19 protein-coding genes and 1 pseudogene are annotated in these 24,350 nt (G+C 63.1%); 14 read left to right on the plus strand and 6 right to left on the minus strand.

The genetic code is table 11. The features are described from left to right. Nucleotides 1–122 precede the first annotated feature (122 nt). From AC5ZG1_RS12070 to AC5ZG1_RS12105, 8 genes and pseudogenes are all read left to right on the plus strand, one after another. Nucleotides 123–1,265 carry an ABC transporter substrate-binding protein gene (locus AC5ZG1_RS12070; RefSeq protein WP_456643452.1) on the plus strand — a complete coding sequence of 381 codons (1,143 nt, stop codon included), beginning with the start codon at nt 123–125 and terminating at the stop codon, nt 1,263–1,265. A 61-nt stretch (nt 1,266–1,326) separates the two neighbouring features. Then, nucleotides 1,327–2,367, plus strand: coding sequence for a branched-chain amino acid ABC transporter permease (locus tag AC5ZG1_RS12075; RefSeq protein WP_463326718.1), 1,041 nt, complete (start codon nt 1,327–1,329; stop codon nt 2,365–2,367). Further along, the gene (locus AC5ZG1_RS12080; RefSeq protein WP_456643450.1) at nt 2,364–4,136 is read left to right on the plus strand and encodes a branched-chain amino acid ABC transporter ATP-binding protein/permease; all 1,773 of its coding nucleotides are present in this window, start codon (nt 2,364–2,366) and stop codon (nt 4,134–4,136) included. The genes AC5ZG1_RS12075 and AC5ZG1_RS12080 overlap by 4 nt, the downstream gene beginning before the upstream one ends. After that, the gene (locus AC5ZG1_RS12085; RefSeq protein WP_456643449.1) at nt 4,133–4,900 is read left to right on the plus strand and encodes an ABC transporter ATP-binding protein; all 768 of its coding nucleotides are present in this window, start codon (nt 4,133–4,135) and stop codon (nt 4,898–4,900) included. Before AC5ZG1_RS12080 ends, AC5ZG1_RS12085 begins: the two co-directional genes overlap by 4 nt. Then, nucleotides 4,897–6,294: an FAD-binding oxidoreductase gene (locus AC5ZG1_RS12090; RefSeq protein ID WP_456643448.1), complete on the plus strand. Its 1,398-nt coding sequence runs from the start codon at nt 4,897–4,899 to the stop codon at nt 6,292–6,294. Before AC5ZG1_RS12085 ends, AC5ZG1_RS12090 begins: the two co-directional genes overlap by 4 nt. Before the next feature lie 56 nt (nt 6,295–6,350). Next, nucleotides 6,351–9,845 (plus strand): indolepyruvate ferredoxin oxidoreductase family protein, encoded by a 3,495-nt coding sequence (locus AC5ZG1_RS12095; RefSeq protein ID WP_496132962.1) that lies wholly within the window; start codon nt 6,351–6,353, stop codon nt 9,843–9,845. Nucleotides 9,846–9,852: 7 nt separating this feature from the next. Next, nucleotides 9,853–10,200, plus strand: coding sequence for a YciI family protein (locus tag AC5ZG1_RS12100; protein WP_165435014.1), 348 nt, complete (start codon nt 9,853–9,855; stop codon nt 10,198–10,200). Nucleotides 10,201–10,330: 130 nt separating this feature from the next. Next, a pseudogene (locus AC5ZG1_RS12105) lies at nt 10,331–10,726 on the plus strand (tripartite tricarboxylate transporter permease); the annotation flags it as partial. Between the two features lie 204 nt (nt 10,727–10,930). On the opposite strand, the gene AC5ZG1_RS12110 reads toward AC5ZG1_RS12105, so the two are convergent. Then, entirely contained in the window at nt 10,931–11,062 is a 132-nt protein-coding gene (locus tag AC5ZG1_RS12110) for a hypothetical protein (protein ID WP_456643445.1), read from the minus strand. 155 nt (nt 11,063–11,217) lie between these two features. Next, nucleotides 11,218–11,586 (minus strand): transposase, encoded by a 369-nt coding sequence (locus AC5ZG1_RS12115; RefSeq protein WP_456643444.1) that lies wholly within the window; start codon nt 11,584–11,586, stop codon nt 11,218–11,220. A 309-nt stretch (nt 11,587–11,895) separates the two neighbouring features. On the opposite strand from AC5ZG1_RS12115, the gene AC5ZG1_RS12120 reads away from it, so the two are divergent. From AC5ZG1_RS12120 to AC5ZG1_RS12145, 6 genes are read left to right on the plus strand one after another with little or no spacing between them, the layout of a single operon-like run. Further along, nucleotides 11,896–13,152, plus strand: a complete 1,257-nt coding sequence (locus AC5ZG1_RS12120; RefSeq protein ID WP_496132963.1) for a substrate-binding domain-containing protein — start codon at nt 11,896–11,898, stop codon at nt 13,150–13,152. A 51-nt stretch (nt 13,153–13,203) separates the two neighbouring features. Further along, the gene (gene urtB, locus AC5ZG1_RS12125) at nt 13,204–14,811 is read left to right on the plus strand and encodes an urea ABC transporter permease subunit UrtB (RefSeq protein WP_496132964.1); all 1,608 of its coding nucleotides are present in this window, start codon (nt 13,204–13,206) and stop codon (nt 14,809–14,811) included. Further along, nucleotides 14,808–15,902, plus strand: coding sequence for an urea ABC transporter permease subunit UrtC (gene urtC / locus AC5ZG1_RS12130; protein ID WP_130222477.1), 1,095 nt, complete (start codon nt 14,808–14,810; stop codon nt 15,900–15,902). Before urtB ends, urtC begins: the two co-directional genes overlap by 4 nt. Continuing rightward, nucleotides 15,899–16,627 carry an ABC transporter ATP-binding protein gene (locus AC5ZG1_RS12135; protein WP_028163170.1) on the plus strand — a complete coding sequence of 243 codons (729 nt, stop codon included), beginning with the start codon at nt 15,899–15,901 and terminating at the stop codon, nt 16,625–16,627. Before urtC ends, AC5ZG1_RS12135 begins: the two co-directional genes overlap by 4 nt. Nucleotides 16,628–16,629: 2 nt before the next feature. Beyond that, nucleotides 16,630–17,322 carry an ATP-binding cassette domain-containing protein gene (locus AC5ZG1_RS12140; RefSeq protein WP_496132965.1) on the plus strand — a complete coding sequence of 231 codons (693 nt, stop codon included), beginning with the start codon at nt 16,630–16,632 and terminating at the stop codon, nt 17,320–17,322. A gap of 23 nt (nt 17,323–17,345) precedes the next feature. Beyond that, entirely contained in the window at nt 17,346–18,284 is a 939-nt protein-coding gene (locus tag AC5ZG1_RS12145; protein ID WP_130222481.1) for an acetamidase/formamidase family protein, read from the plus strand. 271 nt (nt 18,285–18,555) lie between these two features. On the opposite strand, the gene AC5ZG1_RS12150 is transcribed toward AC5ZG1_RS12145, so the two are convergent. Genes AC5ZG1_RS12150 through AC5ZG1_RS12165 form a run of 4 tightly spaced genes read right to left on the minus strand, consistent with a single transcriptional unit; the run spans nt 18,556 to nt 24,326 of the window. Then, nucleotides 18,556–19,707 (minus strand): xanthine dehydrogenase family Fe-S subunit, encoded by a 1,152-nt coding sequence (locus AC5ZG1_RS12150; RefSeq protein ID WP_496132966.1) that lies wholly within the window; start codon nt 19,705–19,707, stop codon nt 18,556–18,558. Between the two features lies 1 nt (nt 19,708). Further along, complete coding sequence (locus AC5ZG1_RS12155; protein WP_496132967.1) at nt 19,709–20,548, minus strand: FAD binding domain-containing protein; 840 nt, start codon at nt 20,546–20,548, stop codon at nt 19,709–19,711. Next, nucleotides 20,545–22,905, minus strand: coding sequence for a xanthine dehydrogenase family protein molybdopterin-binding subunit (locus AC5ZG1_RS12160; protein ID WP_496132968.1), 2,361 nt, complete (start codon nt 22,903–22,905; stop codon nt 20,545–20,547). The genes AC5ZG1_RS12155 and AC5ZG1_RS12160 overlap by 4 nt, the downstream gene beginning before the upstream one ends. 41 nt (nt 22,906–22,946) lie before the next feature. Then, nucleotides 22,947–24,326: an amidase gene (locus AC5ZG1_RS12165; protein WP_496132969.1), complete on the minus strand. Its 1,380-nt coding sequence runs from the start codon at nt 24,324–24,326 to the stop codon at nt 22,947–22,949. Nucleotides 24,327–24,350: the final 24 nt, after the last annotated feature.

The following is a 24,350-nucleotide window of genomic DNA, read 5'->3' on the forward strand; positions in this document are numbered from 1 at the left end:
TCTTAGACCGAACGTTTGGTCTAAGTAAAGCACCAACGAGATATGCGAGCCACCGAAAGGATGGCCGTCAAGGGAACCAGCCGGTCGAACCGGCGGAGGAAACAACGTTCAAGGAGGTCGAATTGAACAAGCTGATCGTTGCACTTGTTGCGGCTGTATCGTGGGCCGCACCTGCGCTGGCCGAGGTCAGGATTGGAATCATTGTGTCCGCCACGGGGCCGGCGGCATCCGTCGGAGTGACGCAACAGCGGACGGTAAGTGTTCTGCCGCCGAAACTCGGCGGCCAGGATGTCCGCTACATTCTGATGGACGATGCGTCGGACACCTCGACGTCGGTCACGGTCGCCCGCAAACTGATTACGGAGGACCGCGTTGACGTCATCGTCGGTCCGAGCCTGACCCCGAATTCGCTCGCGCTGCTGGATATCGTCGCCGAGACCGGGACGCCGATGATCAGCCTGGCCGGATCGGCCTTGATCGTCGAGCCGCCGGTTGACCGGCGGCGCTGGGTGTTCAAGACCCCGCAGAGCGATGCCCAGATGGCGTCCATTGTGCTCGATCATATGAAGCGTCGGAGCATCAAGTCGCTAGCGCTGATCGGGTTCAACGATGCGTATGGTGAAGGCTGGATCAAGGTGATGACGGCGCTGGCCGAGGCGGCCGGCATCAAGGTGGTGGGCTCTGAGCGTTACCAGCGAACCGACAGCAGCGTGCTCGGGCAGATTCTGAAGATCACGTCGCAAAGTCCCGATGCGATCTTTATTGCGGCGTCCGGCACCCCGGCAGCGTTGCCACAGATGACGCTCGCGGATCGGGGTTACAAGGGTGTCGTCTACCAGACACACGGTGTCGCCAATAACGACTTCCTGCGTATTGGTGGCAAGGCCCTCGAGGGGACGTTCGTGCCGGCGGGACCGGTGCTGGTCGCCGAGCAGCTGCCGGATAGCCATCCGGCCAAGGCCGCGGCGCTCGATTTCGTCCGCCGTTATGAGGCTATCCCCGGAGCAGGAGCCCGCTCGACATTTGCGGCCTATCTCTGGGATGCGCAACTTATCCTCGATAGGGCGATCGCGGCAGCCGCGGTCAAGGCGCAGCCCGGGACAGACGCGTTTCGAATTGCGTTGCGGGATGCGATTGAAGCGACCAGTGACGTCGCCGGTCCGAACGGCGTCTACAACATGTCGTTCACCGATCACCTCGGTCTCGACGAGCGCTCGCGCGTCATGACACAGATCGTCAACGGCGGCTGGCGGCTGGTCCCATGATATTCCGACGTCTTCATTCGATGGCTGTGCCGAGGCGTGAGCCCGACGGCGGAGCCCTGCCATGACTGCGGATATTGCGGCGATCCTGCTGCAGGATGGCATCGCCAATGGCGCGATCTACATCCTGCTTGCGACAGTGCTCGTCCTCGTGTTCACGGTGACGCGCGTGATCTTCGTTCCGCAAGGGGATCTGGTCGCCTTTACAGCCCTGACCCTGGCGGCCTTTGATGCCGGGACCATACCAGGCACGGTGTGGATCTTATTGTTCGGGGCCGCCATCGCGCTGTCACTTGAAATGCTGGAGGCAGGCGCACGGCGCGATCGCGCGCGCTGTGTCCGATCGATCGTTCAGTTCGGCGTCGTGCCGGTCGCTGTTGCGCTGCTGGCTGTTCTGCTGGTCCCGAAGGATGCACCACTCCTGTGGAAGATGGCGGTCACATGCGCACTGGTCACCTGCATCAGTCCGGTGATCTATCGGATCGTGTTCCAGCCGATCGCGTCTGCTTCGCCCTTGGTGCTCCTGATTGCAGCGATCGCAACTCATCTGGGAATGAACAGTATCGGCTTGCAGGTGTTCGGGGCCGAGGGAGTGCGGACGCAAGGTTTCTCCGGTCCGCCGCTTTCGTTCGCCGGACAGTTGATCTCGCAGCAGGTGGCCGGAGTGGTCGCCAGCAGCATCGTGCTCGTGTTCGTGCTCTACTTGTTCTTTCATCGCTCGTTGCGTGGCCGCGCACTCCTGGCGGCTGCATACAACCGCCGTGGCGCGGAGATCGTGGGCATCAGCGCGGCCGCGGCCGGGCGCACGGCCTTCATCGTCGCCGGCTTCGTGGGAGCGGTATCGGGTCTGCTGGTGGGCCCGATGACAACGCTCTACTATGATTCTGGCTTCATTCTTGGCTTGAAGGGCTTTGTCGGCGCCATCGTGGGCGGGCTCGCGATCTATCCGCTCGCGGCAGCCGGTGCCGTGTTGGTTGGAGCGGTGGAGTCCTTTGCCTCGTTCTGGGCGAGCGCCTATCGCGATATCATCGTCTTCATGCTGATCATCCCGATCCTGTTCTGGCGCTCGGTGGTCAATCCCCACGCGGAGGATGGAATCGAATGATCGGTCGGCTTCTTGCTCTCGCGCCGTTCAGCGCCGTTGCAGTTGCGGCCCTCGCGTCGCTCGTGTTGCCGGCCTATCAGGTGTCGGTGGCCACCTACGTGATGATCGCGTCGATCGTATGCACCGGATTGGTGCTGATGACCGGGATCGCGGGCATGGTTTCCTTCGGACAGGCCGCCTTCGTCGGCCTCGGCGCGTATACCTCGGCCTGTATGTCGACGCAGTTTGGGCTGTCGCCTTGGCTGGGTCTTGTCGGGGCGACGATCGGCGCGGCGGCGACCGCTGCCCTGATCGGCGTGGTTACGGTGCGAATGAGCGGCCATTATCTCGCGCTGGCGACACTTTGCTTTGGCATCAGCTTCTATTTTGGAATCGGAAACGCCGATGCGTTCGGCCGTTTCAACGGAATGACGGGAATCCCACCGGTCACGGTCGGTGGTTTTGAGTTGCGATCCGAGCGGCAGGCCTTCGGCCTTGTCCTGGTCGCGCTCGTGCTATCCGTTGCCTGGTGCCGGCGGCTGCTGGCATCTCGTTGCGGGCGCGTGTTGCGCTCGCTCCGTACGGGAAGCACGATCGCGGAGACCTTCGGAGCGAATGCGCAACGGCATCGCTTGCTGGCATTCGTCGCTGCGGCAGTGGTCGCCGCGCTGGCAGGCTGGCTCTACGCGCACGTGCAACGCTTCATCAATCCGACGCCTTTCGGTCTCAACGCCAGTATCGACTATCTGTTCATGACAGTGATCGGCGGCAGTGGGCAGGTCTGGGGGGCGTTGGTCGGTGCCGGGCTGGTGACAGTCATCAAGCATGAGCTGCAGGACCTGCTCCGGCCTCTATTCGGGGCGACGGCACGATTTGAACTGCTGGTCTTCGCCGCGCTGATGATCATCGTGCTGCACAAGGCGCGCAAGGGCCTGTGGCCCTTCCTGCAGCAGGTGGTCGCATCCCATATGCCGCCTCGAGCTCCGGTTGCACCCGTCACGTTGACGAGCAGGAGGGGCAGGCCCGATCAGGGGCTGCCGGTCCTGACTGCGATCGGCTTGCGGCGGATGTTCGGCGGCCTCGTCGCAGTGGACGACGTCAGCTTCGATGTTCGAAGTGGCGAAATTCTCGGCGTTCTGGGTCCCAACGGGGCAGGGAAGAGCACCCTGTTCAACCTGATCAGCGGTGGCTTGCAGCGGAGCGGAGGTGAGCTGAGCTTCCTCGGGGCGCCGCTGGCACGCGTGAGCGCGCGCGACATGTGCGTGCGTGGGCTGTCGCGGACATTTCAGCACGCCGCGCTGGTTCCGGAGATGAGCCTGATCGAGAATGTCGCGATTGGCGCCACTCATCTCGGCCGATGCGGAATTGTGGCTGCGTCGTTGGGACTCGATGCTCGCGAGGAGCGGCAGCTATTGGGTTGGGCCCAGCACCTTCTCGACCGTGTTGGGCTCGGCGACAGAGCGTGGGAGCTTGCCGGGACGCTGTCCCTCGGTCATCAGCGGATCTTGGAGATCGCACGCGCGCTGGCGGCCGATCCGGTGCTGCTGCTGCTCGACGAGCCCGCCGCCGGCTTGCGCGCAAACGAAAAGACATTGCTTGCGGAGCTGCTGGTGCGGTTGCGAGCCGAGGGCCTCGCCATCGTTCTCGTTGAACACGATATGGAATTCGTCTTCCGCCTGGCCGATCGGCTGATGGTGATGAATTTCGGGCGCCGAATCGCATTCGGTGATCCCGACGAGGTTCGCGCCGACACCGGTGTCCAGGAAGCGTATCTGGGAGTCGCTGCATGACGGTCCTGCTGCAGCTCGAGCGTTTTGTGGTCCGCTATGGCCGTCTGACCGCGGTCAATGACGTTTCGCTGGAAGCGCGGGCGGGGGAGGTCACTGCGGTTATCGGACCGAACGGCGCTGGCAAGACCTCTCTGGTCAATGCGGTGATGGGACTCGTGCCGTCTGGCGGTCGGTTGGTGTTCCCGCAATGGCCGGAGGCTTCTCGGTCGATCGAGGCGCGGGTCCGCGCCCGGATCTCGCTGGTACCGGAAACGCGCGACCTGTTCGGACCGATGACGGTGCTCGACAATCTCAAACTCGGCGCGTTCTCGGCGCGGATGGAACCACGCTTCGATATGCGCGCGCGACTCGCCGGCATATTTCGTCTCTTTCCTCGCCTCGACGAACGGCAAAACCAGCAGGCCAGCACACTGAGCGGGGGGGAGCGCCAGATGTTGGCTCTGGGGCGGGCTCTGATGTTGAAGCCGCGCTTTCTGATGCTCGATGAGCCAAGCCTCGGGCTCGCGCCGCTGATCGTCGCGGAAATGTTTCGGATCATCGCACGGCTGAAAAACGAAGGCGTGTCGATTCTCCTGATCGAGCAGAACGCGCGCGCCGCGCTGCGTCTTGCCGATCGTGCCTACGTGCTCGAAGGCGGAGCGATTCAATTGGCCGGGAAAGCTGCGGATGTTGCTGCGGACAGCCGCGTCATCGACGCCTACCTTGGAATGTCGGCAGCGACTCCATCAAATCCGGATGAGCGACAGATGGGCAAGGTGGGATGAAGCGCGCCATACCAGATGCGATCGCGAGGCTGAGCGAGCGATTCGGGGACAAGTTGTCGACGTCCGCCGCGATCCGCAGCCATCACGCGAGCAGCGTCACCTCGCACGTGACGGTCGCGCCCGATGCGGTCCTGTTTCCGGCCTCGACGCAGGACGTCGTGGATGCGGTCACTATCTGCCATCGCTATCGGTGTCCGGTGGTGGCATTCGGCACCGGTACGTCGACGGAAGGGCAGATCAGCGCTGAGCATGGCGGGCTCACGATCGACCTGTCGCGAATGAACCGCGTCGTCCGGGTGTCGCCTGCCGATCTCGATTGCACCGTGGAGGCAGGGGTGACCCGCAAGGCGCTCAACGCCGCCCTGCGGGACACGGGGCTGTTCTTTCCGATCGATCCGGGAGCGGATGCCTCGATCGGCGGGATGGCATCGACCCGTGCATCCGGTACCAACGCGGTGCGCTACGGAACCATGCGCGAACTGGTGATGTCGCTACGCGTCGTGCTGGCCGACGGCCAACTGATCGACACCGGCTCTCGCGCGCGGAAATCGTCCGCCGGTTATGATCTGACCCGTCTGTTTGTCGGTGCCGAAGGTACGCTCGGTATCATTACCGAGGTTACGTTGCGGCTTGCACCGATCCCGGAACGGATCGGGGCGGCGGTCTGCACCTTTCCAACCGTGGAGGCGGCAGTGTCGGCCGTCGTCGCTGCAACGCAGAGCGCCATCCCGCTGGCACGCGCGGAATTGCTCGACGCGCTGCAGATCGAGGCGTGCAACCGTTATTCGAAGCTCGATCTTGCCGTTCGGCCGACGCTGTTTCTGGAATTTCATGGGACGCAGCTGGCGGTCGATGAACAGGTCGGCCTGATGACCGCGATTGCGACGGAGTTCGGCGGTGGCACATTCCGATGGGCGACTGCGACCGAAGACCGGACAAAGCTCTGGCAAGCCCGCCATGACGTCTGGTGGGCAGCGCTGGCACTCCGTCCCGGATCGCGGGGAGTACCAACCGATATCTGCGTGCCGATATCCGAGCTACCTGGCGTGATCGCCCAGACCCGCCAGGACGTTGCCGAGCTCGATCTGATTGCGCCGCTGTGCGGTCATGTCGGCGACGGCAACTTTCATCTCTGCGTTCTGGTCAATCCCGAGGACGAGGACGAGAAGCGCCGGATCGTGGAGCTGAACACCCGCATGATCGCGCGAGCCCATGCCGTTGGTGGTACGTGTACCGGCGAACATGGCATCGGTACCGGCAAGATGGATTACCTTGTTGCCGAGCGAGGGACGGCGATGATGGCGCTCGCTTCGCTCAAGCGTGCGCTTGATCCGCGCAACATCATGAATCCCGGAAAGGTCCTGCGCGTCGCTGACTATCAACCCTATCAATGACGTCGATCGCGCGGTGCCTCATGAGTACTGAACAGTCGAAAAAAGAGCAATCCATCATGACCCTTCGCGAAACTGCAACCCGCGTCGATCTCGACTATCGCCTCCATGATGCGATCACCAAAACCGAAGGGCGTGTTTTTGCGTCGGGCACGCAGGCGCTCGTCCGCATGCTGGTGATGCAGCGGCTTGCGGACCGGCGCGATGGCATCCATTCCGCAGGCTTCGTCAGCGGCTATCGCGGCTCGCCGCTCGCCGGCGTGGACACGGAGCTGTGGCGGGCGAAATCCGCATTAGCGGATCACGACATCAGATTTCTGCCGGGTATCAACGAAGATTTGGCCGCGACGGCCGTCTCCGGCACACAACGGGTCGCAGACGATCCAAACCGGACCGTCGAAGGGGTATTCGCCCTCTGGTACGGCAAGGGCCCCGGCGTTGATCGCGCTGGCGACGCTATCCGGCACGGCCATGCCGCTGGTGCTTCAGTCAAGGGGGGTGTTGTCCTCGCGGTTGGCGACGATCATGCCGCCACCTCCTCCTCGATCCCGAACGCCAGTGACATGTCCTTGATGGGATGGGGAATTCCGATCGTTCATCCGGCAAGCGTCGACGAATATGTGGAATTTGGGCTGTGGAGCTGGGCGGCTTCGCGCTTTTCCGGTGCCTGGGTTGCTTTCAAGGCGATCTCCGAAACGGTGGAGAGCAGCCGCGGCTTCGCCGTTCCCGTGCTGCCGCGGTTTGCGGTACCGTCGCGAGGCGGCTTTCCGGAAGGCGGTCTCGGATATACCACCCGCGATTTTCTGACCCCTGCCATTGAACTGCGAATTGCTCATCGCCTGGAAGCGATCGCTGCGTTCGCGCGGGCAAATCCGTTGGACAGAATGCTGGTTGACGCACCAGGCGCTGACATCGGCATTGTTGCCATTGGCAAGAACGCGAAGGACGTTCTGGAAGTGTTTGAGCGCGCCGGCTTGCCGCAGCAGGCTCTGGTGGAGAAGGGCGTCAGAATCTGGCGGCCAGGTCTGACATTTCCGCTCGATCGCGACCGCTTGGGGCAGTTCGCGCATGGACTGAAACACATCCTGGTCGTGGAGGAGAAAGCAAACCTCGTTGAAGGGCAGATCAAGGATGCGATCTTCAACTGGCCTGCGGATCGCAGGCCGAGCGTTTGGGGGCGCGGTAGCCTTGACGGATCGCCCCTTATCACGGCGCTTGGCCAGCATCGTCCTTCTTCGCTTGCACCGCCGCTGTCGGCCTGGCTCTCCAACATGCGGCCAGACCTCGCCTTTAGCGACAGGCTTGGCCTGTTTGAACGGTCGGTTTCGTTGAGCAATGCGGCGGACGGCATGCGGCGGCTGCCATACTTCTGCTCAGGCTGCCCGCACAACTCGTCCACCAGGATTCCCGCGGGGAGCATCGCCCTTGCCGGAGTGGGTTGTCACTATATGGCGAGCTGGATGGATCGGCAGACGTCCGGACTGACCCAGATGGGCGCCGAAGGAGTCGATTGGGTGGGGCAGGCGGCCTTCACCACCACGCCCCACGTTTTTCAGAACATGGGCGAGGGCACCTACTTCCATTCCGGTCATCTCGCCATCCGGCAATCGATCGCCGCGGGGCACAACATTACGTACAAGATCCTGTTCAACGATGCCGTGGCGATGACGGGGGGGCAGCCGGTCGACGGCCAACTTACGGTTCCTCAGATCGCGCGGCAGGTGGCGAGTGAAGGGGCGAAGAGGGTGGTGATCGTGACCGACGACACCGCTCGTTATGCGGGTACGGTGCTGGACGGGGTTACCATCCATGATCGACTCGATCTCGATCCGGTCCAGCGCGAATTGCGCGCGATCAAGGGCGTCACGGTGCTAATCTATGATCAGACCTGTGCCGCGGAGAAACGTCGGCGGAGGAAGAAGGGCGCATACCCCGATCCGGCCCGACGGATGTTCATCAACAGCGCCGTATGTGAAGGATGTGGCGACTGCGGAAAGGCGTCCAACTGCCTTTCGATTGTGCCGCTTGAGACCGATCTCGGCCGCAAGCGCGCGATCGATCAGACGTCGTGTAACAAGGACTTTTCCTGCGTTGAGGGCTTCTGCCCGAGCTTCGTCTCTGTTCTGGGCGGAGGGCTGCGCAAACAGCCGGCGTCAGGCCGGGATTGGATTGCTCACGCCAACTCCCTTCCGCGGCCATCGTTGGAGTTGCCTGACGGGCGGCCGCACAATCTTCTCGTGGCCGGCGTCGGCGGCAGCGGCATCATCACGGTTGGTGCCATCATCGCAATGGCTGCCCATCTCGACGGTTTGGAGGTGGCCGAGCTCGATTTCACGGCGCTTGCGCAGAAGGGCGGCTCCGTGATGTGCCACCTTCGGATCGCAGCAAGCGGGAGCGCGATCAACCAGCCCCGCATCGACTGGGGCGAGGCCGACGGGGTGGTAATGGGCGACCTCATCGTCGGTTGCCTGCCCGACAGTCTCGGGACGGTTCGGAAGGATAGGACCCGCATCCTGGTCAATACCCATCTGGGGTCGACTGCGGAATTCACCCGCGATCCAGATGCAGATCCACGGCGCGACGACCTCTTGGCCAAAGTTCGTCATGCAGCCGGCGCGGACAGTGTGTCGAGTTTCGATGCTCAGCAATTGGCTCAAGAGCAGTTCGGCGAGACGACAGGCGCCAATATGGTCCTGGTCGGACACGCCTGGCAGCAGGGACTGATCCCGGTGAGCGAGGCCGCGATGATCCAGGCGATTACCCTCAACGGAGTGGCGGTGGATGCGAACAAGCGTGCATTTGCTTGCGGTCGTGTTGTCGCCGCACAGGGGATCCCTACATGCGCCACCCAGTCCGTCACCTTGATGCAGCCGGAGCGCTGGGAGGCTCTGGTCGACCGGCGAGCCGACGAACTCACCCGGTACCAGAACGCAAGCTACGCGACATCGTATCAGACTTTCGTCGCTCACTGCGCCGCGATGGAGCAGCACAAGCTGAAGGACGCCAATAGGTTCGTTTTGACGAAGATCATTGCGAGCGCGTTGTTCAAGCTCATGGCCTACAAAGACGAGTACGAGGTCGCCCGACTTTATTCGAGGCCTGAATTCATCGCTGCGCTACGGCAGCAGTTCGAGGGAGACTTCGAGCTCCGTTTCCATCTCGCGCCCCCATTTCTGGCACGGCCACGCGCCGGAAGCGCGGTGCCGCAGAAAATCGCATTTGGTCCCTGGATGTTGCGTGCTTTCGCGGTGCTCGCACGTTTGCGTGTCCTGCGCGGAACGGTGTTCGATCCGTTCGGCTATACCGAGGAACGGCGATTTGAGCGACGTCTGATCGATGACTACAAGGCGCTAGTCGACAGCCTTCTGGCCGGCCTGTCGCCGGCTACACTCGACATCGCGGCGAAGCTCGCAATGCTGCCGGAAAAAATAAGAGGATTCGGTCACGTCAAGCGGGCGAATGCGGAGATGGCGAAGCGGGAAGAGCAGCGGCTGCTGCAGCAGTTCGAGGCAATTCGGAATCCGGCCCCAGGTCGCATCACGGATGTCGCATGAGGCCGCCATGCTGACAATCATCCGCGGCCTCTACCGAAACGGCGGTGCAGAGGAGCGTCTCGCGATCCGCGATGTGCATATCGCTTACATGATCGAAAACCGCCGCTGGCTCGAGCAGGGCGGCGCCCTGTTGTCAGCCGATGGCGCTGTCGTCGAGGGCATGTTTCTGATGCTGCGTCACGAGACGCGCGAAGCGGTCGAAGTCTTTCTTGCCAACGAGCCGTACATGCGGGCGGGACTGTTCAAAAGTGTCACGATCGACGCGTTCGATCGGTTTGTGCCGCACACAGATCCCCATTTTCTCGAGAGGCTTCTCGCATCGGCGCAGGGCCAAACCTCGTCTGAGCTTCGCTGATCCTCCCACAGTGGGGCGTGCCTCAAGAAGAAGGGACGTATTATCGGAAATCAAGCCGCGCTGAAGGCGATCCTGTCGGAGTATCGTATTTCAGATGCAACCAGAGCTGCCTGACCTGATACTCGGCTGCAACGTGGTCGCCGTCGCGCTGGTGCTGCTCACCGTTCCGATATTCGCCGCCTTGATGCGGATTCCGTTTGTCATCATCGCGCCCCTGATCGTGATCATCTATGTAGTGGCGGCTACTCGGTGCCGAACTCCTATCTCGACGTCGTCATGAAGCTCGGCTTCGGCGTCGTCGGCTATCTCTTCAAGAAGCTGTTCTATCCGTTGGCGCCGCTGGTGCTCGCGATCGTCATCGGCGACAAGGCCGAAGATGCTTTCCGGCGGTCGATGCTGATGTCCAAGGGATCGCTCGGGGTGCTCTTTGCCTATTGGCTCGTGACGAGCCTTGTCGTGGCCCGGGTTAGCGCTATAACTGCTGCCGCTTGCACTCCAGATCGCGCAAATCCCGCGCAGGCCGGCGCGTCGCTGCCGCCATGCCCATTCCTATGAGCCATCGTCCGTCCCGGATCTGACCGGGCCTGGCGCTACGGTTGCGCCATTCGAACAGCCGAGCGCCCTCCCGCAGTCGGTCGGCCATCTTGCGATAGGTTTCGGGGATCGAGCCGGGATCGTAGGCGACGACTTCGATCTCGCGACCGAGGATGGCGCCAGCTTCGTTGATCTCCTACATGGCGAGCGCCGTGTCGAAGAAATGCTCGGATTCCGAGACCGCCATCAAACCGGTACGCCAAAAAAGCACGCCGACGCGCCAGACGTCCCGATCGGATTGTTTCGCGGGTCGCTTCGCCGTCATCATGAAATACTCTCCAGCGCTGGCAGGGGAAGGAACGGATCTGCTCAGCTTTCGATTGCAACAAAGCTGCTCACCAGCGGCTTGGCAACCGTCCAGCCATACCGGGCGGGCCAAAATTGTTGTTCGAAATCAGCGAAATGCCGCCTCGTTTGAAGGCGTCAGCGCATGTAGCGGATCGAGGCAAAACGACCCAGGCAGGCGCCGCGCGACCGCTCTGCAGCTTCCACCGACGCCCGGCTCGAGCCGAAATCCTGACGCGGGATTTTGTCCAGCGTTGCTCTCGCGCGGCCGTCGTGGCGGTTCTCCGACAGCTTGTCGAGCATGGTGCGCAGGCGCTGGTTCTCGATCTCAAGCTCCCGCAGATGACGAAGGGCGGCCGAGGTGAGACCGCCATAACGCTTGCGCCAACGATAGAAGGTCCGCAGCGAGACACGGGCCGTGCTACAAATTTCGGCAATCGAAATGCCGGCATCTGCCTCTTCGAGCAGGAATAAAATTTCGTGTTCAGTGTGCTGTGAGCGGCGCATCGGCGTGGACCCTCATACATGACCGATTACGGGCATATCGCATAGATTTCAGCCATTTGATAGAGACGCGATGCTTGCGCTGCCGGCATGACGCAACGCCGTTTGATGCATCGCGGGTGTTGCGCACATTGCGTCATTGCGGTCGCCCCGCAAGGCAAAGGTAACATCCTAAATGGCAAAAGTGACATCACGCTTCGAGAAGCAAAGTCCTTGCCGAGCGCTTGAGCACACCTGAATACTATTTGGCGTTGCCTGACCAAATGCCATGATTTGAAATCGGACAGCACTCGGAGAGCAGAGGTCCGATCCATGGCAAGGTTTTCACGGCGTTCGTTTCTTCGCGGAACTGGACTTGGCGCGGCGGCGGCGCTGACGACATCGGTCGCTATGCCGGCAATCGTGCGTTCCGCAAATGCAGCCGGCGGCACGGTCAAGCTCGGCTGCCTGTTTTCGTCGTCGGGGACGATGGCCAACATCGAGGGCCGCTTGAATCACGTCGTGAGGATGGCCGCGTCGGAAATCAACGCGAAGGGGGGCGTCAACGGCCGCACCATCGAGGTCATGGTCTCCGATCCCGCCTCCGACTGGCCGCTCTACGCGCAGATTGGCAAGCAGATGCTCGACCAGGACAAGGTTGCCGCACTGTTCGGCTGCTGGACCTCGGTCTCGCGCAAAACCGTGCTTCCCGTGGTTGAGCAGGCCAACGGGCTGCTGTTCTACCCGCTGCATTTCGAGGGTGACGAGAACTCCAAGAACGTCGTCTATGTCAATTCGCCACCCGCGAGCTCGGTGCTGCCGGCGGTCGATTATCTGATGAGCGAAGACGGTGTCAGCGCCAAGCGCTTCTTCATGCTCGGCTCGGATTACGTCTGGCCGCGTACAATCAACAAGCAGCTCAAGGGTTACTGGAAGTCCAAGGGCATCGCCGAGAGCGCGTGGAAGGAAGAGTATGTCCCGCTGGGCTTCTCCAACTTCCAGACGCTGGTCAACCAGATCCGCGCCTTCGCGGACGCGGGCGGCGGCAAGCCGATCGTGGTGCTGACGGTGGTTGGTTCGTCAATCCCGGACTTCCTACGCGAATTCGCTAATCAGGGGATCAAGGCGACCGACGTGCCGGTGCTCGGGCTCGACATGGTCGAAGCCGATCTCGAAGGTCTCAACACGGAGCCGCTGGTCGGCCATCTCAATTGCTGGGCTTATCTGCAGAACGCGAAGGCGCCGGCGAATACGGCTTTCCTCAAGCTGTGGGCCGATTACGTGAAGGCCAACAACGTGCCGTTCAAGGCGGATGTCGCCATCGATCCGATGGTTTCGGCCTATGATGCGGTTCACCTCTGGGCCATGGCGTCCGCCAAGGCCAATTCGTTCGATGTGCCGGAGGTGACGAAGGCTTTCGCGGGTCTCTCCTTCGATTGTCCGTCCGGATACAAGCTCTCAATGACGGCCGACAACAACTATGTCTCGCGTGGCGTCTTCATCGGTTCGGTCAACGAGAAGCAGGGCTTTGACATTCTTTGGCAGTCCACGGACACGCCAAAACCTGTTCCGTTTAGCCCTTACAGTTGATCCGTGATCGCAGGCTCGCCTGGCCCGTCGGCTTCGCTCGGATGGTCGCGCATGATTCGTGGCCTTGCGCTTGTGTTGTGGGTGCTCGTTGTCGCGTGGTGCTCGACCGCTTATGCCATGGAGCGGGCCGATCTGATCGGCAAAGTGTGCGGCGACGCGGCGGCGATGGGGGAGGCAGGTCGCGCAATGATCGACATCGCGGCGGAGGGCTCCCCCGACGATCGCGCCTGGGCCGCGCCGATTGCACGCAGCGTGATGGATCGGAAACTGTCCTGCGATGCCACGGGCGCCGTCGTCGCCTCGGCTGACGGGTCGGTTGACGCGCTGACGCGGGCGGCACGGAGCGCCGCCGACGGCAGCCGCTTGCCATTGCTTAGCCTGAAGAACAGAGCGGTGTTTGAGACAGCCGACGCGGCGCTCGCTTTGCGCAGCTCGCCGGATCCCGCACGCCGCGCTGCAGCCCTGCGCACGCTGGAACGGCAGGCCTCGAATCTGCCCGAGCAACTGTTCGAGACTGCCGGCCGCGACGAGAGCAATCCTGGCCTGAAAGCGCAGATCTCGGCAGTTGCGCAGGGCGCCGCTTTGAACTCACCCGACATGGACAAGCGCATCGCCGCGATCGGCCGCATCGCGTCCAGTCCGGACCGGCGCGCGCTGGCGCTGGTAGGACCGCTGATCAATGATCCCGCCTACGGCGCGAATACCGACTTCAGGCGCGCCGTCGATGCGGCGAGCGCAGCGATCCGTCGAGGCATCACGATCGGCGACGTGCTCGCCACGCTTTACAACGGCCTGAGCTTCGCGAGCATCCTGTTCATGGCCGCGATCGGGCTGGCGGTCATCTTCGGCCTGATGGGCGTAATCAATCTCGCGCAAGGCGAGTTCATCATGCTCGGCGGCTATATCACCTGGCTGGTGCAGGAAGCCTTGCGGCTGATCGCGCCCGGCCTGCTGCAGTGGTATCTCATCATTGCGATTCCCGCTGTCTTCCTGGTGACCGCTGCGATCGGCATCGTGCTGGAAGCGATCCTTCTGCGCCATCTCTATCGCCGTCCGCTGATGAGCCTGCTTGCGACCTGGGCGGTCAGCCTGTTCCTGATCAATCTGGTGCGCGTGACCTTCGGCACACAGAACCTCCAATTCGTCACGCCGTTCTACGTCACCGGCGGGGTGCCCGTGATCGGTGATTTCATCTTTACCTGGAACCGCATGTTTGCGATCGCGTTTGCGGTGGTCACGCTTGGCCTGACCTGGGGCTTGATGCGCCTGACCCCGCTGGGGCTGAACATCCGGGCCGTGACCCAGAATCGGACCATGGCCGGCTGTATTGGCATCGCCGTGCGCCGCGTCGACATGCTGGCGTTCGGACTTGGTTCGGGACTTGCAGGATTGGCAGGGTTGGCGCTTGCGCCAATCTACAGCGTCAATCCGCAGATGGGACAGAACTTTGTCATCGACAGCTTCATGGTGGTGGTGCTCGGCGGCGTCGGCACGATCGCCGGCACGATCGTCGCAGCCCTTGGCATCGGACAGATCAATGTGCTGATCGAGCCGCTGTGGGGCGCGGTTGCGGCCAAGGTCATTGTGCTCTTGATGATCATCGGTTTCCTGCAATGGCGGCCGGAAGGCCTGTTCGCCATCAAGGGACGCCGGAAATGAGCTCAATCTGGTCGGACCGGCCGTTCCTGGCTGTGTTGGCTGCAGTGCTTGCGGTAGCGCTGTCGCTGGTCACGTCCATTGCGGTTCCGTTCGGCTTGTCCGCTTATCTCGCCAATGCCATCGGGCAACTCGCGGCCTTCGCGGTGCTGGCGCTGTCGCTCGACCTGATCTGGGGCTATCTCGGCATCCTCTCGCTCGGGCACGGGCTGTTCTTCGGCATCGGCGGTTATGTCGTCGCGATGTATCTCCTCAAGCATTCATTCGAGGTCACCGGCAAGGTGCCGGACTTCATGCAGTTCATGGGCTGGACGGCGTTCCCGTTCTATTGGGCGGGCTTTGGCTACTTTGTCTATGCTGCGCTTGTCGCTGTTGCCGTGACTCTCCTGATCTCCGGCGTGTTCGGCTACGTCTCGTTCCGCTCCCGCGTCGGCGGTGTCTATTTCGCGATCATCACCCAGGCGCTGGTCTATGTCGCGATGCTGCTGATGTTCCGCAACGATACCGGCTTCGGCGGCAACAATGGCATGACCGGGTTCGCCGTCATCTTCGATTGGCCGATCGGCTCGCGCGGCGTCGTCATCTCGATCGCGGCGATCTCGGTCGTTGTCCTTGCCTTGACGATGCTTGGCTGCCGCCTGCTGCTGCAGAGCCGATTCGGCATGCTCATGATCGCGGCGCGGGACGACGAGGTGAGGCTGCGCACGCTCGGCTATGACACCTTGTTGTTGAAGCTCGCCGTCTGGTGCCTGTCGGCGCTGATCGCGGCACTCGCCGGCATGCTCTATGTGCCGCAGGTCGGCATCATCAATCCCCGGCTGCTCGCGCCCGATCTGTCGCTCGAAATCGCGGTCTGGGTCGCGATCGGCGGACGAGGGCACCTGATCGGCGCCGTCATCGGCGCGGTGCTGGTCAATGCGATCAAGTTCTGGCTGTCGGCTGCGGCGCCCGAGCTCTGGCCGTTCATCCTTTCGGGGCTCATCGTGCTGGTCGTGTTCGTATTCCCGAACGGGCTCGTCGATCTCGCCAGGTTCAGGCTTCATCGCCCGCTGATCTCACGGCTGTCTTCCGAACCGGCGGAGCTGAACCGGTGAGCGGGACCGCGCTGGTGATCGACGCGGTGACGGTCGAGTTCGGCAGTTTTCGTGCCATCGACACGCTGTCGCTGGCGATCGATTTCGGCGAGGTCCGGGCGGTGATCGGGCCGAACGGCGCGGGCAAAACGACGTTGCTGGACGTGATCTCCGGCATCACGCAACCCAAGAAGGGCCGGGTGATCTTTGGCGACGCCACCGATGTGCTGCGCGCCGGTGAATCCCAGATCGCCCGTGCGGGCATCCGGCGGAAATTCCAGAAGCCGAGCATCTTCGAGGGCCTGAACGTACGCCAGCACATCGAGATCGGTGCGCAGGGCGGGCTGAAATGGTCTCTCTCGAGAGCCGAACTCGATCAACGCGTCGCAGAGGTTCTGGATGCTGTCGGCCTGTTGGCCCTGGCCAATCGCTCCGCATCCGAACTCGCACATGGACAGAAGCAGTGGCTGGAGATCGGCATGGTCCTGGCGTCAAACCCGTCCGTGCTGATGCTGGACGAGCCGGTCGCAGGCTTGACAGACGAAGAGACCGAACGCACGGCCGCTCTCGTGCGAAGTCTCAAGCGCGCCGATCGTGCCATCGTCGTGGTCGAGCACGACATGGATTTCGTCGAGCAGATCGCCGATCGCGTCACGGTCCTGCACGAAGGAAAGACGTTGTTCGAGGGCTCGATGGCGAATGCAAGGGCGGACGCGCGCGTCATCGACGTCTATCTGGGACGATAGGCATGCGCTTCCGCGTCGAGAGCCTCGATCAGCACTACGGCAGCGCGCAGGTTCTGCGCAAGGTGGGCTTCGAGATCATGCCCGGCGAGTGTCTTGCCGTGCTCGGTCGCAACGGCGCGGGGAAGACCACACTGCTGAAATGCCTGATGGGCATTCTGCCGGCGTCACGAGGCCGCGTGCTGGTCGACGACACTGAGATATCGGACTGGTCGTCGCATCGGCGCTCGGCGGTCGGACTGGCCTACGTGCCGCAGGGCCGCGAGATTTTCTCAGAACTCACGGTCGGCGAGAACATCGAGGCTGCGGCCCGTGCGCACGGCACGTTCGGAACGGACGTCGTGGACGAAACTATCGCGCTGTTTCCCGCGCTCAGTCAGATGTGGCGACGCGCCGGCGGCGCGCTCTCCGGTGGACAGCAGCAGCAGCTTGCGATCGCCCGCGCGCTCGTCACGAGGCCGGGCCTCTTGATCCTCGACGAGCCGACCGAAGGGATCCAGCCCAATCTCGTGGCCGCGATCAAGGATGTGCTGGCCTCGTTCAAGGGCAGGATCTCGCTGCTTCTGGTCGAGCAATATCTCGACTTCGCCGTCAGCCTTGCCGACGCCTTCGTCGTGCTGTCGCGCGGCTCGGTAGTCGAAGCGGGCCGAATGGATCAGTCGAGCCGCGAGTTGTTAAGTCGCCACATCGCCATCTGACATCACAACAAGAAAGCAAGCCCATGTCGCGCCGTCATGAAATTTCCTCCGCACCCGAGAACATGGTCTGGGGCTATCTCGACAGCACCACGCCGCCGGTTCTGGAGGTCGCGTCCGGCGACACTGTCACGCTGCATTCCTTCCCCGCCGGTGGAAAGGAGTGCCTGCCGGAGGATCGCAGCATCGTGCCGGCCGACTATCTGCTGGCGCTGGACACGCTGGCTCAGGGACCCGGCCCGCATTTCATCACAGGCCCGGTCTACGTGAAGGGTGCGAGGCCCGGCGATGTCCTCCAGGTCGACATTCTCAGCGTGAAGGTGCGGCAGGACTGGGGCTTCGTGTCGATCTTGCCGCTGCTGGGTACCTTGCCGGACGAGTTCACGGAATACGAAACGATTCATCCGAAGGTCGATCATGAACGCAATGTCTGCGTGATGCCTTGGGGCCTCGAGATCCCGCTCGACCCGTTCTTCGGCATCATTGCCACCGCGCCGCCGGCGGCCTGGGGCCGTTGCGGCTCGCCGGTACCGCGCAGCTTCGGTGGCAACATGGACAACAAGGAGCTTCGTCCCGGCACGACGCTCTATCTGCCGGTCTACAATGAAGGCGCGCTGTTCTTCGCCGGCGACGGACATGGCGTGCAGGGCGACGGCGAGGTCTGCATTACCGCGCTCGAAACCGGCGTGACCGGCACGTTCCGCCTGACGGTGCGTAAGGACATGGAGCTGTCATGGCCGTTTGCCGAGAGTTCGACGCATCTGATGTCGATCGGCCTCGATGAGGATCTCGACGATGCCGCGAAGCAGGCGGTGCGCGAGATGGTCAAGCACATCTGCGCGCGCACCAACCTGTCTCGCAACCAAGCCTATATGCTCTGCTCGCTTGCCGGAAATCTGCGGGTCACCCAGCTCGTCGACGGCAACAAGGGCATCCATATGCTGTTGCCGAAATCCTATCTGTGAGCGCCAGCGCGGCATCGTGCCGAATGACGGAGATGCAACGGAGCCGAACCATGTGCCGCTTCTCGATTGAGGTCGTGGCAATCAATGGCTCGCCGTACGGCCGCGCAGGTAAAACGTTGCTGGCGGACAATCCCATTGTGGGGGCGGTTGAATTCCTGTCCTTCGAGTCGTCGCCCGCTACACAGACAACGATTTCCTACGTCAACCGACGATTTCCTGCAGGTTGGTACTGCAGATGGTGAAGGTAAGGTCGATCTCCCGATCGCGATGATCAGCGCCGTCCGGTCAGGCGGCCCTTCAGGATGGCCCATGCCAGGGACCAGAAGCTGATTGGCTTGAATAGGTCCGACGAAGCCGTTTCGCCCTTCAGCGAACGTTCGAGATTAGCCGTGAAGTCAGACGTCAGGCGCTGCACAACGTCCTGCACCAGACCGGCGCGATTGAACTGCGCCAGCCGGCCGCTCAAACGCCATGACAAAGTGATGGCCAGGGTGCTCGCGGCAGCCGGATCGGCGTCGCCAGGCAACACGTGCCATTCGACTTCGCCCTCGGCGCTCGATCCAGATCCAGTGTCGCGTCCGCGGCCGGTCATGCGGCCCTGACGGGCCGTCGCATCCAGGGTAACATTGCCGTCGCCCTTGAACGCAACTTTCATCGGCCCCAGCGCCATGTGCATGCGGCCTTCGATGTGGTCGCCGTCAATGGTCGTGATTTCCGCGCCGGGCAGGCAGGTCGCGACCTGTTTCAGATCAGTGAGCGTCGTCCATACGTCGGCCGGTGACGAGGCGATCTGAAGCCGCTGTTGGATCGAGGTCCATCCTTGCCGTGACGGCGTGGCCGCGACACTTGCCGAAGCAGGTCTCTTGGCTGGTGAAACAGCCTGCTTCACGAATTCGGACGCTGGCGGGGCGGTTCGGACCGCGGTGGCTACGGCGGCAGCGACAGTTGCGGCCGGCTGCTTGCCTGCGCTGACCTCTAGGATCGCCTCGACGATGCCGACATAGCCGGTACAGCGGCACAGATTGCCCGACAGTTCCTCGCGGATGCGCGCCGGCGTAACCTCGCCAAGGCGAACCACGATATCACGTGCCGTGATCAGCATGCCGGGCGTGCAGAAGCCGCATTGCAGGCCGTGATGCCTGGTGAACGCGGCGCGCAGCTCACCCATGAGCGGATCGTTGTCGAATCCCTCGATCGTCGTCACCGAGGCGCCATCGGCGTCTCCGGCATAGCTGATGCAAGAGCGCTGCGGCTTGCCGTCGACAACCACTGTGCAGGCACCGCAGACGCCCTGTTCGCAACCGGCATGCGCGCCGGTCAGGTTGAGATCTTCGCGCAGCAATTCTAGCAATTGCGTGCGCGGCTCCGCGCTGGTGCGCACCGATCGGCCATTCACCGAAAGCGAGATATCGATCGCTAGCATGTCAGGATCTCCAGGGATCGTTGAGCTGCGCCAGGCTACGCTCCACAGCCACGGCGAGTTGCTGCCGATGTGCGACGTCGAGCGTAGCGAGCATGTCCTCGATCTCGTCGCGGACAAGGGCGGTGGCCTTGTCCGTGCCGTCCTGCTGTAACGCTGCGGCCGTGCGCGACAACAGCAGCGGGCGGCCATTCAGGGCACCAGCGACGACGCGGCAGATATCCAGCCTCGGGTCGACGACGCATGCGCCGATCGCCTTGGCAAACTCGCCGGTCTTGCGGCAGACCTTGTAATAGCCCCAACGCATATCGGGGGAGAATCGCGGGATCTGCACGGCGCACAGGATGTCCTCCGCCGCAAGTTGCGGCGTGAATGCGCCACGCAGGAAGTCGTACGCTACGACGGATCGCGCTGGGGCTATGGCGCTGCGGATTTCGATGATGGCTCCGATCGCGGCCATCGTGGACACCCAGTCCGCTGCTGGATCGGCGTGCGAAAGGCTGCCGCCCACTGTGCCGCGATTGCGCACCGCGCGATAGGCGATGCCGCGGGCGACGAAAGGCAGAAGCCCGCGCGTCGGGTCTTCGAGCATGCCGTCTTCGATCTCGGCATGCGTCCAGGTCGCGCCGAGCGAGAACATGCGGCTGTCCGCCTCGATCGCGCGCAATTGCGGGATGTGTCTGATATCGATGAGTTTGGCCGGGCGCGCGAGGCGCAGATTGAGCATGGGCCCAAGCGACTGGCCGCCGGCGAACACCTTGACCTGTCCATCGCCGGCGGCGAGCCACTCGAGCGCGTCGTCGAGCGTCCGCGCCCGCGCGTAATCCAGAACCGCCGGTTTCATGCCGCATCCCTGGTGTTGGCGCGTCCGCCTTTCGCGATGGCGGCAAGTATGCGCTCCGGCGTCGCCGGGATGTCGCGCAGCACGGCATTCAGCGGCGAAAGCGCATCGTTGATGGCGTTGACGATCGCTGCTGACGGCGCGATCGCGCCGCCTTCGCCGACGCCCTTGATGCCATGTGCGGAATAGGGCGACAGTGTTTCCATATGATGGATGCGGAAACGCGGCAGTTCAGTCGGCCCCGGCAACAGGTAATCGATCAAGGTCGAGGCCAGCGGCTGGCCATTGTCGTCATAGGGGCTCTCTTCAAACAGCGCTGTGCCCACACCCTGCGCTGCCCCGCCGAAGGTTTGCCCTTCGACGATCATCGGGTTCACCATGCGCCCGCAATCCTCGACAATGGCGTAGTCAAGGATTTCCACGAGACCGGTCCTGGCGTCCACGGCGACATAGGCGGCGTGGCTCGCATAGGAGAAGACGCCGCTGTCGACCTCGGGCTTGTAGGCGGCCGTCGCTTCCAGGCCGGCGCGGTCGACATCGTCAGGCAATTCGTCGGGGCGGATGTACCAGGCGCGGCCAACGTCCGCATAGGAGACATTCGCGGCGCCGCCGAAAATCCGGCCGTCGCGGAAAGTGATATCGTCCGGCTTGACCTGCAGCAGATGCGCCGCGATGGCTTTGATGCGGCCGGCAACGATGTCCGCCGCGCGTGACACCGCGCCGCCAGTCATCACGATACCGCGCGAGGCATAGGCGCCCGTGGAGAAGGGCGTGGTCGCGGTGTCGCCCAGCGTCACCCGGATATCCTTCAGCGGAACGCGCGTCATTTCATGCGCGACCTGCGCCAGCGTGGTCTCGAGCCCTTGTCCGATCGTGTGGATACCGGCTTTGACTTCGAGCGCTCCGTCGGGCGTGAGCTTGACATGGGCCTGATCGAAGCCCGGCACCAGCGGGAGCCCCCAGGCGGCAAACACCTTGGTGCCGTGCGCAGATTGTTCTGTATAGGTCGCAAAGCCGATCCCGAGATAACGGCCTTTGTCGTCGCGTGCAGGCAGCTTGCGCCGCGCGTCGAAATCGATCATGCGCTTTACTTCCAGAAGCGAAGCCGGGTAGTCGCCGCTGTCGTAATGCTTGTTGGTGATGTTGGTGTAGGGCATCGCCGCGGCCGCGACGAGATTTTCCATGCGCACTTCCCACGCCTCGCGTCCCACCGCCTTCGCGATGGCATCGATGGTCAGTTCGATCGCGAAACAGACGCCCGGTCGCGCCACGCCTCGGTATGGAGCGAAGGGCGGCTTGTTGGTTGCGACCGAATAGGTCTTGCAGCGATAGGATTTGAGGTCGTAGGGGCCCGGAAGGTTTCCGCCGGCCTGCGCGGCTTCGAGACAGGCCGAGAACGGCCAGACCGAGTAGGCGCCGCAATCGACCGATACTTCGGCGTCGAGACCAAGCAGGCGTCCGCGTGCGTCGGCATAGGCTTTCAACTTGTATTCGTGCTGGCGCGCATTGGCGCCGGCGGTCAGATGCTCGCGGCGGTCCTCGATCCAGCGGAACGGCTGCTTCTGCGTCAGCGCCAGCCAGGCCACCGCGATCTCCTCCGGCATCAGCATGCATTTGTAGCCGAAGCCGCCACCGACATCGGGCGGCGCCACGCGCACGATCGCCTGCGGAATGCCGAGACATTCGGCCAGACCGATGCGGATCAGATGCGGCACCTGCGTGGAGGTATGCACGACAAGCTGCCCAGCGCGATGGTCCCACCACGCAACAAGGCCCTTGCCTTCCATCGGATGCATGACTTGCCGGGCGGTCGACAGTTCCAGCTCGACGCTAATTGGCGCCGTTTGGGCGATCCCATCCATGCCGCGATCGAAGTTGGTTTCGAGGAAGAGATTATCGCCCCATTCGCGATGCAGCAGCGTCGCCTCGCGTTGGCGGCCGGCGGTGCTCGATGCAATCACAGGGATTGCATCGTAATCGACATCGACGAGCTCGCAGAGATCTTCCGCCGCCGCCCGGTTGTCGGCGACGCACATCGCCACGATCTCGCCGACAAAGCGCACGCGTCCGTTTGCCAGCGCGGGATAGTCGGAGACCTTGTAGCCGGGAATGGAGGAGCGGGTGGTGATCGGCGCGACTCCGGCGAGATCGCTGTGAAAGAAGACACAATCCTCGGAGCCTTGCGGCTTGCTCTGTCGCATGATGAGCGCGTGCGCCACGGGGCTGCGCAGGAACGCGACTTCGCGCATCCCCGGGATGCGAATGTCGGCGGTGAATTGGCCGCGGCCGTGTAGATGCCGGGCATCTTCTTTCCGGGGCGCCCGGGCGCCGATGCCTTCGCCGTCGTTGTCGTGTGCCATCTGCGTCATGCTCCCTGCGCTCGGTCCGACACCTTACCTCATCACTGCGCGTCGAGAAGTTGCCAGGGGTGGTGCTGCTCATGGAATGCGACGGCTCCGAGCAGTCTGGCCTCCTCATACCAAGGGGCGATGAGCTGGAACGCCAGCGGAACACCGCTGTCCGAGAGGCCGGCAGGCACGCTGATCGCGGGATGCCCGGTCAGATCGAACAGACTGAGATACGGCGTCCATTCGCGTCGCATGTCGCCGACCACCTCCCCGTCGATGCTGATCGGATCGAGCGGCTTGTGCAGCGCATCCAGCGGCTCCCGGCTCATTGCCGGCGTCAGCAAGAAGTCAAACCCGTCAAACAGCTTTTGCACATGCCGGAACAGCGCGGTACGCTTGTTGAGTGCACCCTGAAGGTCCTGTCCGGAATAGGAAAGACCGACGCGCACGCCTTCGGTCAAGCTCGTCTCGATCTTGTTCTCGACCTCGTCGATAATCTTGCCGAGCCGCGCCGCCCAGTTCGACTGCTGAAGGATGCGCCAGGTCGGTTCCGGATTGTCCATCGCCCATTCGATATCCGTAACGGAGGCGCCGTACCCCTCCAACGTCTTCGCAACACGCCGAATCGTCTCGGTCATCCCGCGGCTAACGCGCGCGTTACCGACCTGCATGATGAGGCCGATGCGCTTGCCGGTGAGGTTTTCTGCCTGCGTGCTGATCTGTGATGCGTCGAACCGCGGCAGGCCGAGCGAATGCGGATCGCTCGGCGCCGGGCCGGCCATGGTTTCGAGCGCGAGCGCCATATCCGCGACACTGCGCGTGATCATGCCGAGATGGATGAAGTTGGCAAACCCTTCCGGCACGAGATCGTGCGGGATACGGCCGAGCGTGGGTTTCAGTCCGAGCACGCCTGTGCAGGCGGCCGGCAGCCGCGTCGATGCGCCCGCGTCCGTGGTGAGCGCAAGGCGTACCAGGCCCGCGGCGACGGACACCCCGCCGCCGCAGCTCGATCCGCCGCACGTCGCCGCCGGATTCCAGGGATTGATGGTGAGTCCGGTCAGGGGCGAGGAGCCCATCATGGTATGGGCGAATTCGGTGGTCGTGCTCTTGCCGATGATGATTGCTCCGGCCTTGCGCAGCCGCGCGACCGCGATCGTATCCGCCGCGGCGGGAGCGGCGTCCTGCATCAGCCGCGAACCCCAGTTCGTCGGCAGGCCGCAGACATTCAGGATGTCCTTGACGCTGACCGGAACACCGGCGAGCGGTCCGGCGGCTGCCCCGCTCGCATCGACGGTGCGCGCTGCGGCAAGCGCGCCGTCGCGGTCGATCCGGACAAAGGCGTTGAGTGTCGGCTGGCTCTGCTGGCAGCGCTTGATCGTGTCGGAGATCGCGTCCTCGATGCTGTGCTTTCCGGTGCGGAGATCGATCTGCATGTGCCGTTGAAGTCAGTGGTCCTA

The sequence above is a fragment of the Bradyrhizobium sp. Leo78 genome (genome assembly GCF_059512425.1).